General features: G+C 48.0%; 13 protein-coding genes and 1 tRNA gene. 3 read left to right on the forward strand and 11 right to left on the reverse strand.

Features of this window, described 5'->3' with window-relative positions; all coding sequences use genetic code 11:
* Positions 1-52: 52 nt before the first annotated feature.
* The 4 genes from nth to ACTHRE_RS10475 form a co-directional block, all read right to left on the reverse strand.
* Positions 53-682, reverse strand: coding sequence for an endonuclease III (nth, locus tag ACTHRE_RS10460; RefSeq protein ID WP_101756121.1), 630 nt, complete (start codon positions 680-682; stop codon positions 53-55).
* Between the two features lie 136 nt (positions 683-818).
* Entirely contained in the window at positions 819-2,198 is a 1,380-nt protein-coding gene (gene nhaC / locus ACTHRE_RS10465; RefSeq protein ID WP_070607613.1) for a Na+/H+ antiporter NhaC, read from the reverse strand.
* Positions 2,199-2,378: 180 nt separating this feature from the next.
* A complete protein-coding gene (locus ACTHRE_RS10470; protein ID WP_101756120.1) occupies positions 2,379-3,002 on the reverse strand; it encodes an alpha/beta fold hydrolase in 624 nt (207 codons plus the stop codon).
* A 99-nt stretch (positions 3,003-3,101) separates the two neighbouring features.
* Positions 3,102-4,325 (reverse strand): sugar MFS transporter, encoded by a 1,224-nt coding sequence (locus ACTHRE_RS10475; protein WP_101756119.1) that lies wholly within the window; start codon positions 4,323-4,325, stop codon positions 3,102-3,104.
* A gap of 274 nt (positions 4,326-4,599) precedes the next feature.
* Here ACTHRE_RS10475 and ACTHRE_RS10480 point away from each other — a divergent pair, with 274 nt between their 5' ends.
* Positions 4,600-5,013, forward strand: coding sequence for a YqaA family protein (locus tag ACTHRE_RS10480; RefSeq protein ID WP_101756118.1), 414 nt, complete (start codon positions 4,600-4,602; stop codon positions 5,011-5,013).
* A gap of 66 nt (positions 5,014-5,079) precedes the next feature.
* Here the strand turns inward: ACTHRE_RS10480 and ACTHRE_RS10485 are convergent, their stop codons facing one another.
* The 4 genes from ACTHRE_RS10485 to ACTHRE_RS10500 all read right to left on the reverse strand — a co-directional run bounded on the left by ACTHRE_RS10485 (position 5,080) and on the right by ACTHRE_RS10500 (position 8,883).
* The gene (locus ACTHRE_RS10485) at positions 5,080-6,273 is read right to left on the reverse strand and encodes an amino acid aminotransferase (protein WP_070588069.1); all 1,194 of its coding nucleotides are present in this window, start codon (positions 6,271-6,273) and stop codon (positions 5,080-5,082) included.
* Positions 6,274-6,372: 99 nt separating this feature from the next.
* Positions 6,373-7,023: an HAD family hydrolase gene (locus ACTHRE_RS10490; RefSeq protein WP_107867444.1), complete on the reverse strand. Its 651-nt coding sequence runs from the start codon at positions 7,021-7,023 to the stop codon at positions 6,373-6,375.
* 69 nt (positions 7,024-7,092) lie between these two features.
* Positions 7,093-8,037 carry a cation diffusion facilitator family transporter gene (locus ACTHRE_RS10495; RefSeq protein ID WP_377073238.1) on the reverse strand — a complete coding sequence of 315 codons (945 nt, stop codon included), beginning with the start codon at positions 8,035-8,037 and terminating at the stop codon, positions 7,093-7,095.
* 15 nt (positions 8,038-8,052) lie between these two features.
* The gene (locus ACTHRE_RS10500; protein ID WP_070460979.1) at positions 8,053-8,883 is read right to left on the reverse strand and encodes a ferritin-like domain-containing protein; all 831 of its coding nucleotides are present in this window, start codon (positions 8,881-8,883) and stop codon (positions 8,053-8,055) included.
* A 289-nt stretch (positions 8,884-9,172) separates the two neighbouring features.
* On the opposite strand from ACTHRE_RS10500, the gene lolA reads away from it, so the two are divergent.
* Positions 9,173-9,793 carry an outer membrane lipoprotein chaperone LolA gene (gene lolA / locus ACTHRE_RS10505; protein ID WP_070646695.1) on the forward strand — a complete coding sequence of 207 codons (621 nt, stop codon included), beginning with the start codon at positions 9,173-9,175 and terminating at the stop codon, positions 9,791-9,793.
* Between the two features lie 76 nt (positions 9,794-9,869).
* Here lolA and glmM read toward each other — a convergent pair whose 3' ends face one another.
* Both glmM and ACTHRE_RS10515 read right to left on the reverse strand, forming a co-directional pair.
* A complete protein-coding gene (gene glmM, locus ACTHRE_RS10510) occupies positions 9,870-11,207 on the reverse strand; it encodes a phosphoglucosamine mutase (protein WP_070646694.1) in 1,338 nt (445 codons plus the stop codon).
* A gap of 199 nt (positions 11,208-11,406) precedes the next feature.
* Positions 11,407-12,264, reverse strand: coding sequence for a c-type cytochrome (locus tag ACTHRE_RS10515; protein WP_377073241.1), 858 nt, complete (start codon positions 12,262-12,264; stop codon positions 11,407-11,409).
* Positions 12,265-12,549: 285 nt separating this feature from the next.
* Here ACTHRE_RS10515 and ACTHRE_RS10520 point away from each other — a divergent pair.
* Positions 12,550-12,625, forward strand: a tRNA-Arg gene (locus ACTHRE_RS10520).
* Between the two features lie 91 nt (positions 12,626-12,716).
* On the opposite strand, the gene ACTHRE_RS10525 is transcribed toward ACTHRE_RS10520, so the two are convergent.
* Positions 12,717-13,910 carry an amino acid aminotransferase gene (locus ACTHRE_RS10525; protein ID WP_377073243.1) on the reverse strand — a complete coding sequence of 398 codons (1,194 nt, stop codon included), beginning with the start codon at positions 13,908-13,910 and terminating at the stop codon, positions 12,717-12,719.
* Between the last annotated feature and the right edge of the window lie 36 nt (positions 13,911-13,946).

The raw sequence follows: 13,946 nt of genomic DNA on the forward strand, positions 1-13,946 counted from the left end.
GCCAAATCAAAGGCCGTCTGAAATTCAGACGGCCTTTTTTATGTTTTTTTATTTACATTTTTGCCGGATATTCGCACAAATCGTTAATCAAACATTTACTGCATTGCGGTTTCAAAGCCTTACACGTATAGCGGCCATGCAAAATCAACCAGTGATGGGCATCCATAAAAAATTCTTTGGGAATAAAGCGCATCAGCTTGTCTTCAACTTCACGCACATCCTTGCCCGGCGCGATTTTGGTGCGGTTGGCCACACGGAAAATATGGGTATCGACCGCCATAACAGGTTGCCCGAATGCAGTATTCAACACCACATTGGCTGTTTTACGGCCAACACCGGGCAAAGATTCCAAAGCCTCTCGGTCAGCAGGCACTTCGCCATTGTATTTTTCCAGCAAAATACGGCAAGTCTGCATGATGTGTTTGGACTTGGTTTTGTAGAGGCCTATGGTTTTGGTGTATTCCATCACGCCGTCCAGCCCCAAATCCAACATAGCTTGCGGCGTATTGGCAACGGGAAAGAGTTTGGCAGTCGCTTTGTTCACGCCGACATCAGTTGCTTGTGCAGACAATAAAACGGCGATAAGCAGCTCAAATGGCGAGCTGAAATTCAACTCGGTAGTCGGATGAGGATTGGCAGCGCGGAAACGCTCGAAAATTTCTTGGCGGATTTGTTTGTTCATTGTTTGGATTATTTTTTTATTGGCGCAGCAATTATAGTGAAATCATGTTGATACGGCTACTTTAAGTAAACAAGGCCGTCTGAAGTTGTTTTCAGACGGCCTTGTTTTATAAAAGCATTGCTATTTTAAATGCTGTTTACTTCTTACTCAAAGTCAGTCCTGTCCAGCCAAACACCAGCGTCAGAGCCAAGCTCAAGTAGCAGAAGAAGGCGTAAGGCAGATATTCCCAAACAGGCACACCCAAGGCATGGCTGATGAATACGCCGCAGACGCTCCAAGGCACCAACGGGTTGATGACCGTACCCGCATCTTCCAGCGTACGGGCAAGGTTGCGCGAATGCAGGCCGAGTTTGTCATATACCGGCTTAAAGGTTTCGCCGGAAAGCAGGATACTTAAATATTGTTCGCCAATCAGGAAGTTGACGCCGACCGATGTCATGGCCACGCTGAAAGTAGCGCGTCCGGCATTGGTCAGGAACGCACGAATGGCCTCCAGCAAAGACGGAATCACACCAATGCTGAACAACAGGCCGCCCAAGCTCATGCCGAGTATCACGATGGTTTGCGTAAAGAACATGCTTTCTAAGCCACCGCGAGAAATCAAACGGGCAATGTCTTTAAATGCTTCGCCTTCGAGTTTGTATCCGCCGTAAAACCACGCGCCCAGCTGTTTCAAATCAGGCGTACTATGGAAGTAAGTCACAATCAGCGCCACCACAACGGTAAACAACATGGCCACAATGGCATTGACGCGCATCAGGGCGAGGACAACCAATAAAGCAAACGGAATCAGCGAGTAGGCATGCACCAAACCGGTTGCTTCCAATTGCGCGCGGAAAGCCTCGACGCTATTCATGTCATGCGCGGCAACATTGGGCAAGAGCCACAACATCAATGCCGCACTGATCAACCACGCAGGCACAGTGGTGTACATCATATTTTTGATGTGTTCGAACAAATCAATGCCGACAATCGAAGCGGAAATACCGGTCGTATCGGAAAGTGGCGACATTTTATCGCCAAAGAACGCACCCGACACAATCGCACCTGCCGTCATCGCCATATCGGCATGAAACGCAGCAGCCATACCCATAAATGCCACGCCGACAGTCGCACAAGTCGTCAAACTACTGCCGATGGAAATACCGATGATCGAGCAAAGCGCAAACGCCGAGAAATAAAAATAAGTCGGCGAAATCAATCCGAAACCGTAATACATCAGCGTCGGAATCGCACCACTCATCATTAGCGCGCTGACCATCAGGCCGATAAAGAAAAACAGATAAATCGCGCCCATGCCCTGCCCGACCGCGCCGATCATACCGTTTTGCATGTCTTGATATTTCAAGCCACGCATCAAACCGTACAAAAGCAAGACCACGATCGCCGTCACAATCGACATATGCGGCAGCCATTCAAGCGAAATAATCGTATAACCCATTGCCGCCACCAAAGCCAAGGCCACAGCGATGGCCTCAAAGCGCGGCATATTAAGTAAGGATTTGAAAGCAAACATTGTTCTTTGCCTTTTTAATAAGTATTTAACAGATTTTAGCATAACAGGCCGTCTGAAAAACCGGTTTCAGACGGCCTGTTGATTATTTTACGAAAACAACGCTCACAAATCCTTGCCATTTTCTTTAAAATAAACGAATTATTTAAAATAAAATATTTTTTAATTAAAATAAATGGAATTTTATTGCTTTTTAAAACGTCCATCATGTAAAAATGCCACTACTTGTTCGACCGTTTTACGGTTGAACAGCATACCGCTATGGCTGACAGGTAAAACGACATGATCGCGCATATTCGGACAATGCGTTTCGCTGACCAAAACCGTACCATCATGTTCGCCATGCAAACCTAAAACACGGCCCAGACCATACGGTTTGTTACCGGCGATACTGCCCAGCTCAACACCCTCTGGCAACTCAGGCATACTGCCGTCCAATGCCCCTTTGTAAGAGCCGCCCAATACCGGCTTTTGCAAACCCAAATTGAGCACACGTTGCGCGGCACGGCTGCCTTGATGCGGCGTACCCATGGTAACGATACGGCCGCTGACTTTATCCGGATATGCCGCTGCAAAATTGCGTAAGACCAGCCCGCCCAAACTATGGCCGACAAAGTGCAGCGTTTCATCAGCATGGTTCTCATCAATCCATCGCGCCAAGTCCTCAACATGCCGATTCATTGAGTGCAACACACTGCAATAATCGAACAGCACAACTTCAAAACCTTCTTGTTCCAGCAAATACGCCAGAGGTTTCATTACCCATGAATGCATGTGCAAGCCATGCAGCAAAATGATTTTGGCCATTTTTTCCTCCTGTCATTTAAATCATTATGCCACAAAGTAAAAAGGCCGTCTGAAAACCTGATTTCCAAGTTTTCAGACAACCTTCTGTTCAAACCATGCTTACTCGTCGGCTTTATAACCTTTGAGGGCAAAGAAGACGATGTAGAGGTAGCACACGGCAGGTGCAACATAAGAAATCATCATACCGAAATCATCAGCAATCTTACCTTGCAATAAAGGAATCAGCGCGCCACCAACGATGGCTGTACAAAGAATACCTGAAGCAGAATTGGTGAATTTACCAAGATTTTTGGTTGCCAGCGAGAAGATGGTCGGGAACATAATGGAGTTGAAAAAACCGATGGCAATCAGCGCCCACATGGCGACGTCGGCATTACCTTTACCAACCATGATGGCAATGACGAGCAAAGCAGTAGCAACTGAGGCATTAAAGGCAAGGTAGCGGTTTGGCGCGACTCGAGTCATAACTGCCGAACCGAGGAAGCGTCCGAACATTGCACCACCCCAGTAGTACGTCAGCATATCTGCACCTTCAGAATGACTCAATCCTTTCAGGAAGCCCAAAATATTGACCATGAAAGCGCCGATGGATACTTCCGCGCCAACGTAGCAGAAAATGCCGGCCATACCGAAAACAAGGTGTTTGTATTGCCACACGCTGTGTTTGCCGTCGTGATTATATTCGCTTTCCTCAACAGCAATTTTGCGTGCATCAGGCAGGCGAATCATTTTCACGAAGACGGCAAGGAGGATCAACAATCCCGCCAAACCTAAATAAGGGATTTGGACGGAAGCAATTTGCTCGGCTTTGCTAGCTTTCTGAGCCGCATCTGTAAAAATGAGAAGTGCACCGATTTTCGGAGCAATAGTCGTACCCAATGAATTGAATGCCTGCACCAAAGTCAGCGTTGCAGATTCTTTGCCCGGTTTCGCCAGCAGGGTCACATACGGATTACCCGAAACCTGCAACAGGGTTACGCCCGAAGCAAGAATGAAGAGCGCGCCCAAGAAAGTAGGATAAGATTGGCTGTCTGCGGCAGGATAAAACAACAAGCATCCGACGGCGGTCAGCAAGAAGCCGCTGATGACGCCATTTTTATAGCCGATTTTACCAACGAGAAAACCCATCGGAATCGACATGATGGCATAGGCGGTAAAGAAGCAGAACTGAACCAGCATCGCCTGAAAATTGGTTAGCGTGAAAATTTTCTGCAGATGCGGAATCAAAATATCGTTCATGCAGGTAATGAAACCCATCATGAAAAAGAGTGTGGTTAGGACAACCAGCGCAGGAGTATGATTTTGTTGTGAATGCGCAGACATGATTTGCCTTTCGTTTTGTTAAGATTTGCTGGAAAAATGAGCTTAAATCAGTTCATTAAACTTAACACCCATTAACAGCCGCCCGTATCATACTGATAATCCGTCACTTTGAAAACTATTTTCTAACAGCCGACTACATTATCCTTCAGTCGTTTAATTTTAAAAATTTCAATAATATTGGATTTATCTTTTATTAGATTAAAAAATAAAGGCATAATCCTCTTATTAAGCCTGTTATTTCTTTTTTACAATATCACTTGATGTAACTCAAAACATGCCCCCTCTTTACGCTTACCTTGCCCTGATTGCTTCTGCCTTCACTTCAGCCACACTACTTCCGGGTACATCCGAGGCAGCATACGCCGCATTTGTGTACCAATACCCTCAACATGCCCTCAGTGCATGTTTGTGTGCCGGTTTGGCAAATGGCTTGGGCAGTATGGTTTCGTATTACATGGGCAGAATGTTTCCGGCCAAGAAAAGGCCGTCTGAAAAAGTATTGGCGCGTATACAAAGATGGGGAATTTGGCCGCTATTATTTGCATGGTTGCCGATTATCGGCGATGCCCTCCCCCTTGCCGCAGGCTGGCTCAAGCTTAATGCCTTGCATTGCGCCATCATTCTGATTACAGGCAAACTGCTGCGCTATGCCATGATTTATTGGGGGATGAACATAGTTGCCGGATAAGTTTCGACAGTCAAAAATAAAGGCCGTCTGAACAATTCAGACGGCCTTTTGCCTTTAATTCGACAATTACAAAACTTTCACAATGCTCTCGCACAAATAATCGATGTTGTCATCAGTAATGCCGGCAACATTAATGCGGCCGGAACGGACGGCATAAATGGCAAACTCGTTTTTCAAACGGTCAACTTGTTCGGGAGTCAAGCCGCTGAAAGAGAACATGCCGTTTTGTTCGATAATGAAATCAAAGTCTTGGGTTGCACCTTTGGCTTTGAGCAACTCGACAAATTTTTGGCGCATGGCTTTGATACGGCCGCGCATTTCATCGAGTTCGGCAATCCATTGTGCTTTCAAATCATCATTTTTCAACACCAGCGCAATGGTGTTCGCACCGTGTGAAGCCGGGTTGGAATACAAGGTACGGATGATGGTTTTGACTTGGCTGTGGGCGCGGGCTGCAGTTTCTTCATCTTCAGCCACCAAAGTGAACGCGCCGACACGCTCGTTGTACATACCGAAGTTTTTGGAATAAGAGCTGGCAATCAGCAATTCTGTATTGTGTTTCAAGAACACGCGCAAGCCATAGGCATCTTCTTCTAAACCATTACCGAAGCCTTGGTAGGCAAAGTCAAACAGTGGCAACCAGCCTTTTTCGGCAGAAAGTTTTGCCAAAGTTTCCCATTGTTCGGGCGTAGGGTCGATGCCGGTAGGGTTGTGGCAGCAGCCGTGCAGCAGGACGATGTCGCCTTTTTGCGCTTGGCTCAAGTCTTCAATCATGCCGTCCCAATCCAAACCGTGTTTGGCGGCATCATAGTAACGATACGGTTTGTCTTGGATACCGACCGCTTTGGCGATGGCATTGTGGTTAGGCCAAGTCGGATTGGAAATCCAGATGGTTTGCGCGTTCAACTGACGTTTGGCAAACTCGGCCGCAATACGCAATGCGCCTGTACCGCCAAGGCTTTGCGCTGTTTTGGCGCGACGGCTGGCGATGATTTCGTGGTCTTTGCCAAACAGCAGAATTTGGGTTTGCTCGTTGTAGTCGGCAACGCCGTCGATGGTCAGGTAGTTTTTGGTTGTTTCGCTTTCCAACAGGCGTTTTTCAGCCTCTTTAACGGCTTTGACAATAGGCGTCGCGCCGGATGCGTCTTTGTACACGCCGATACCGAGATTGACTTTCTCCGGACGGGTTTCGGCTTTAAACGCCTCGCCCAAACCTAAAATCGGATCAGCAGGAGCAGCTTCGATATGCTTGAAGAACATGATTTTTCTCTTTACAAGTAGTAAAACGGTTGAAAAAATACAAACTTTGTACGATTTTACGCCGTTTCAGGCCGTCTGAAAACGGATTATTACAGGGTTTTAACGCAAGATTGCCAACAAATCCAAAGGCGTGGCAATACGGAAATCGGCAAGCCAATTTTCGGTTTGGTCTTCGGCAGAAATATAGCCCCAATCGGCAAGCACGGTCGTCATGCCTGCATTTTTGCCTGCCTGCATATCACGCTCGGCATCGCCGACATAAAAACATCGCTGCGCCTCAACGCCAATCTGTTCGCACGCATAAAACATAGGCTTCACGCTGGGTTTGGGTTCATCGCAAGTATCGCCGCTGACAATGACGGCAGGAGGCACGGTAAACCCGAGCTTAGGCACGAGGATATCGGTAAAACGCATAGGCTTGTTGGTAATAATGCCCCATTGGATACCGCGTTGAACTAAGGCTTCCAGCATTTCGTTTACGCCGTCGAACAAGATGGTTTGGTCGGCATAACAGCGGCTGTATTCATTCAAAAACTCTTCGCGCCATTGCATATAGTCCGGATGATCGGGCGTAATGCCTGCACCAAGTTTGAGCAAACCGCTCGCACCATGACTGGCCTGCGGACGGATTTCATCCATGCTTTTTTCTGGCAAACCGTGTCGGCGCAATACCGTGTTGAGCGCACCACCCAAATCAAGTGCGGTATCGGCAAGCGTGCCGTCAAGGTCAAATAATACGGCTTGGGTCATAAGTGTTCCTTTGATGATTTTAGAAGGCCGTCTGAACAATCCAACAAGTTTCAGACGGCCTGAATATGGTTAATGGTGATGGTGTTCGTGCATTTCCTGCGAACACAAAACTTCATCTTTATGCGGATGCTGTTCGCTTTCAATCTGAATCGTACAATGTCCGATGTTATGATGCGCCAATTCATGTTCGATGCGGTAGGCAATTTTTTCGGACTCTGCAACCGTCATGCTGCCATCTACAACAATATGGCAGGATAAAACGTGGATATTGCTGGTAATCGTCCAAACATGCAAGTCGTGAACAGATTTTACGCCCTCCGTATTGCGGATAACGCTGAGCAACTCATCGGTATGGATGTTTTCCGGCGCGCCTTCCATCAAAATGTGCAAAGTCTGTTTAAACAGCATCCAGCCGCTGCGCCCTACCAAAGCCGCCACCAATACGCTGGCAACCGTATCCGCCCATTGCCAGCCATACGCCATTATCAGCACTGCTGCGACAATCGCCCCTATCGAGCCGAACAAATCGCTGATTACATGCAGATACGCGCCGCGCAGATTGACGTTTTCTTCAGTATCGCTATTTTTCAACATATAAACGGCAACAACGATGTTGACCAGCAATCCGATGATACTGACTACCAACATGCCGCCCGTCAAAATTTCCGGCGGATAGAACAATCGTTTGACTGCTTCATAAAAAATCATCGCCGCAATCAACACCAGCGACAATCCGTTAAACATCGCCGTCAAAATTTCAAAACGCTTGTAACCGAATGTCTTTTGCAGCGTGGTCTGTTTCTCGCCCAGTTTGAATGCCCACAATGCCACACCCAGCGAAAACGCATCGCTGAACATATGCCCCGTATCGGAAAGCAGGGCCAAAGAGTTGGTCAGCCAGCCGCCGACCGCCTCAACCAGCATAAATCCTGCAATGACGAAAAAGGAAATACGCAATACCTGCTTATTGGCGGTATGCGTATGCGCGTGCGAATGATCGTGATGATGTGCCATGATGATTTTACCGTTTCAGACGGCCTTTTTATCCTGTTTCAAACTTTTCTCAAAATCTTCCAACATATCCAGCTCGAAACGGCTGAATCCTGCGCGTTCCCGTGCTTCGATATTGACGTAGCCGCGGAAGATAAACATATCGTAACGCGCAATCAGGCTGCGGAACAAGGCAACCGGTTCCAAACCGCGCTCACGGCAAAGATGCTGATACCAATGATTGCCGATGGCGACATGCCCCACTTCATCGCGATAAATAATATCCAACACATCGCAGGTTTCCACATCGCCACGCTGCGCCACTTTTGCACGAATACCCGGCGTGACATCCAAACCGCGCGCTTCTAATACCCGCGGTACCAAAGCCATACGCAACAAGGGATCGTAAGCAGTTTTATACGCCATATCCCACAAATGCCCGTGCGCTTCAAAATCGCCGTAATCGTAGCCCAAGCTGTTCAGACGGCCGCGCATCAAGCCGAAGTGAAACACTTCTTCTTTCGCCACCCTTACCCAATCGCGTACAAACTGAAACGGCATATTGCGAAAACGATACGCCGCATCCAAAGCCAGATTAATCGCATTAAATTCGATGTGCGCAATCGCGTGCAACATCGCCGCATAGCCTTCGACCGTATTCATCTTGCGCGGCGTGACTTCCGAAGGGGCAACCAAACGCGGACGGAGCGGATGTCCGGCAAAACGGCAATCCACAGGTTTCGACTCTTCAACCGTCAAACCTTCCGCCTTGCCCAACTGCGCAAACAAGGCCTGCGTCAATTTTCCTTTTTCATCCGGATTGTCCGACAGCAAAGCCTGTTCCAATAAAGGATAAGGATTCAGATACATACAAAACCATTGTTTTCAAAAGATAAATATTATAACCGTTTTAAAAAGCAAACAGAAAGACTATAATTTCACGCTTTCCGTAAAATGACATTAAATACCACACCAAGCCCTTATGTGTTTCATTAAAAAAACGTCAAAACCAAATGCAGGCCGTCTGAAGAAATGAAATTATTTCAGTCACTTGATTGGATTTTTCATATTTACACAAATTAAACCCTCCATTCAGCCCCTTGCCTGTTACACCATAACGTCTATACTGAACCCATCTCTCCGAACAAGGAACCAAAACATGAAAACTACCCGACTGTTCACCCTGACCGCTGCCGCGCTGCTTTCTTCAGCCATCGGCTTTGCACAAGCCGGCGCAGTGGATGCCCTGAAAAAATTCAATAATGACGCTGACGGTATCAGCGGCAACTTCAGCCAAACCGTTCACAGCAAAAAGAAAACCCAAACCACACACGGTACATTCAAAATCCTGCGCCCTGGCTTGTTCAAATGGGAATACACCAAACCCTACAAACAAACCATTGTTGGCGACGGCAAAACCATTTGGCTCTATGACGTAGATTTGGCGCAAGTAACCAAGTCCTCACAAGACCAAACCATCGGTGACAGCCCTGCCGCCATCCTCTCCAACAAAACGGCATTGGACAGCAGCTACACGCTGAAAGAGGATGGTTCTGCCAACGGTATCGACTACGTTTTGGCTACGCCTAAGAAAAACAATGCCGGCTATCAATACATCCGTATCGGCTTCAAAGACGACAACCTCGCCGCCATGCAGCTGAAAGACAGCTTCGGCAACCAAACCAGCATCAGCTTCAGCGGTTTGAACACCAAGCCTAACCTTTCCAGCGGTATGTTCAAATTTACGCCTCCTAAAGGCGTTGATGTCTTGAGCAACTAAGCTTCCAATAAAACACAAAGGCCGTCTGAACAACAGACGGCCTTTTATTTAGTTCAATTCAATATCAAACACACTGTTACTTTTGACCTTGAATGGCAGCGGCAATTTTTTCTGCGCCTTTTTTCGCCCAGTCTGCCTGCTTGGCCTCCACCATCACGCGCACGACAGGCTCGGTACCGGATGCGCGCAAGACCACGCGGCCTTTGCCTTCGAGTTCTTTTTCCACTTCAGCCAAAGCTTCTTTGGAAGCGTCCTGCCAGTTTTGGCCTTTTTTGATGTGGACGTTAATCATGGTTTGCGGATACGGCTGCCAATCGGCGCAAACGGTGGCAAGGTCTTGATTCAAGGTTTGCAATGCGGCCAAAACTTGCAGCGCGGAAATGATGCCGTCGCCGGTATTGTGTTTGTCCATGCACAAAATATGGCCACTGGCTTCGCCGCCAATCAGCCAACCGCGTTGATGAAGCTGTTCCAACACATAGCGGTCGCCCACTTTGGCGCGGCAGAAATCAACGCCCTGCTCTTTCAAAGCAACTTCCATCGCCATATTGGTCATTACCGTACCTACCACGCCGCCGATTTCCACGCCTTCGTGCGCGCGTGCTTTGGCAATCACATAAATCAAGCTGTCGCCGTCATACACTTTGCCATTGCGGTCAACCATCATCAAACGGTCGCCATCGCCATCCAAGGCAATACCGTAATCGGCTTCATTTTGCAATACAGCCGCTTGCAGAGCTTTCGGATGGGTTGCCCCACATTTCTCATTGATGTTGTAGCCGTTTGGTTCATCACCGATACTGACCACTTGCGCACCCAATTCGTGGAATACTTTAGGCGCAACTGCATAGCCTGCACCATTGGCGGTATCGACCACCAATTTCAGACCGCGCAAGTCCAAATGACTTGGGAAAGTGGATTTACAGAACTCGATATAGCGGTCATCCGCACCATTAATCCGGCGCGCGCGGCCAAGACGGCTGGACGGCTGGGTTTTCATTTCTTCATCGATTTTGGCTTCGATTTCCAACTCGATTTCATCGCTCAACTTCACACCGCCTTCGGCAAAGAATTTAATGCCGTTGTCGGAATAAACGTTATGGGAAGCAGAAATCATCACACCGGCAGACAAACGCAAAGCACGGGTCAGATACGCTACGCCCGGGGTTGGCAGAGGGCCGGTTTGAATAACGTTGACACCGGCGGCAGTAAAGCCAGCAATCAGCGCAGCTTCCAGCATATAGCCTGAAATACGCGTGTCTTTACCGATCAAGACGGTTGGTTTAATTTCACCTTCATGCTGTACCAAAACCTGACCTGCCGCATAACCCAATTTCAAGACAAAATCAGGATTGATAGGGAATTGACCGACTTCGCCGCGTACACCGTCAGTACCGAAATATTTTTTTGCCATGAGATAACTCCGTGATTGTTTTGTCGTATGTGAATATAGTTAAACTTCTTTAAAAGAATATTGTGTTTGAAGGCCGTCTGAATCTTTCAGACAAACTACAATCTAGTACTCTCGTATTATAGCAAGATCAGGCCTTCCTGCACGAAAAAAGCGCATCCTATGCAGAATGCGCTTTCTATTCGAGAGTCAAAGTCAAATCTTAGAATTTAGCACCAGATTGATTAGCCATGTAATCAACTGCAGCTTTCACTTCATCGTCGCTCAGACTGCCGTTACCGCCTTTGGCAGGCATTGCGTTAAAGCCTTCGATTGCATGTTTGTGCAGGGTGTCTTTACCTTGTTTGATACGAGGAGCCCAGTCTTCTTTTTTACCTACATGAGGAACACCGGGAACCGCACCGCCGTGACATGCTTGGCAGCTGGCTTCGTAAACTTTTTTGCCGTCTGCACCACCGGCAGCTGCGCCTTTGTCTTCAGCTTTGGCAGCGTCTGCTTTAGGAGCATCTGCAGGAGCCACACCCTCAGCCGCTGGAGCTGAAGCAGCTTCGCCGGAAGCAGCGGCATCGGCAGGAGCCACAGCATCAGGATCGGGGAAAGTACCGCCGGCTTTGTTGGCCATATAAGTAATCACGCGTTTCAATTCTTGATCGGTCAAATCAGCCGCACCGCCTTTGGCAGGCATTGCGTTGAAACCGTTCAAAGCGTGTTGGAACAAGGTATCAAAGCCTTGGGCGATACGAGGAGCCCAATCGCCTTTGTTTTCAAATTTAGGCGCGTTAGGAACGATGCTGTCCGCCGCGTGACATTGGATACAGATTTTATTGAAAATCTGGTCGCCTTGACGCTCGCCGACTGGAATACCATCGCCCAATTTCAGTTGGCCGACTGGCTGGATACGGGTTTGAGTCGCAGCTTCGGTTGTTTCGGCAACATCGCCGAATGAACCGCTTCCCGCCAGTTTGATCAGGAAGTAAATCACTGCAATGACAATAACGATACCGCTCACAAGGGTGAACAATGCAGAGCCTTGGGCTTTGTGGTCGCGGAGTTGTTTCATTTGGTAGGCCTCGCCGTTAGGTTAGGTTGTGCTGTAAGTTATAGTTTATGTGTTAAACGCAGTTAACAATATTTTGCTGGATTATACTGAATTCGCAAAGGCTTTCCAATCCATCTTGAGAAAAAGATACGCAAAAATCCTCAAAAAGGCCATCTGAAATCTATAAGCCTTTGTAGTTAATTGATTATTCCAGCCATGCAAAAAAGTGACCGCCAATGCCACTTTCAGACACTTTCAAGATAAACTTTGCCAATAAAGCCAATATGCGTTAACCTTACGGCTTTCGCACCCATAGCTCAGTTGGAAGAGTGTCAGTTTCCGAAGCTGGAGGTCACAGGTTCGATCCCTGTTGGGTGCGCCAATTATAAAGAGGCCGTCTGAAAGATGAAAATTTTTCAGACGGCCTTTTGATTTACTTCAAATAAAACTACATTCAATTTCAGATTGCATGGCTATTGCAACACTTTGGCAAATGCCTCGGCTACATAATCGATATTCGATGCATTCAATCCTGCCACACACATCCTGCCTGAATCCAGCAGGTAAACGGCAAACTCGTCACGCAGGCGGTGTACCTGCTCTACGGTTAGGCCTGTATAGCTGAACATACCGCGCTGTTTGATGAAATAGCGGAAATCGCGATTGGGAATTTTGGCCGTCAAAACATCATAAAGCTTCTGACGCATGGCACGGATGCGGTCGCGCATGGCGTAAACCTCGTTTTCCCACAAAGCGCGCAGCTCCTCGCTGTTCATCACATCAGAAGCGATGTATGCGCCATGCGCGGCAGGGCTGGAATAAATACGGCGGACGGTAAATTTCAACTGTCCGAACACCAGCTCTGCTTCTTCCTTATTGGGACACACTACGCTCAAACCGCCGACGCGCTCGCCGTACAGCGACAGGTTTTTCGAGAAAGAGTTGCTGACAAACAAAGGCAGACCCATTTCGACGGCTTTACGGATTGCATAGGCATCGCTGTCCAAATCCTCGCCGAAACCTTGATAGGCAATATCCATAAACGGAATCAGCTTGTGCGTTTTGATGATGTCCAACACCTCATCCCATTGCGCTTGCGACATATCGACGCCGGTCGGGTTTTGACAGCATGGATGTAAAATCAAGACGCTGTTTTCCGGCAAGGTCTTGAAAAACGCAGTCATTTCTTCAAATTTTACGCCGACGGTTTCAGGGTTGTAATAAGGATACGTCCCCACTTCAAAACCGGCACCTTCAAAAATACCCTTATGGTTGTCCCAAGTCGGGTCGCTGACATAGGCTTTCGCTTCAGGGAACCAACGGTGCAAAAAGTCGGCACCGACTTTCAACGCCCCCGAGCCGCCCAAGGTCTGTATGGTCGCAACGCGCCCTTCTGCCAACGCCGGATTATCCTGCCCAAACAGCAAACGCTGAACCGCGCTTCGGTAAGTGTCCAAACCTTCCATCGGCAGATAAGGCGATGGGCGCGGTACGGCCGCATGCTCTGCTTCTGCCCGGAGGACAGATTCCAAAACCGGCATTTTGCCTTCGCCATCAAAATAAATGCCTATGCTCAAATTGACTTTTTCAGAACGCTCGTCGCGTTTGAAGGTTTCAACCAAACTCAAAATCGGGTCGCCCGGATAATACTCGACATGACGGTACATGGTGCTTCCTTTGTTTTTAGACAGAATGGGGAAGAT

Origin of the sequence: Neisseria sp. P0001.S007 (assembly GCF_051963655.1) — a bacterium.
Lineage (GTDB): Bacteria > Pseudomonadota > Gammaproteobacteria > Burkholderiales > Neisseriaceae > Neisseria > Neisseria subflava_A.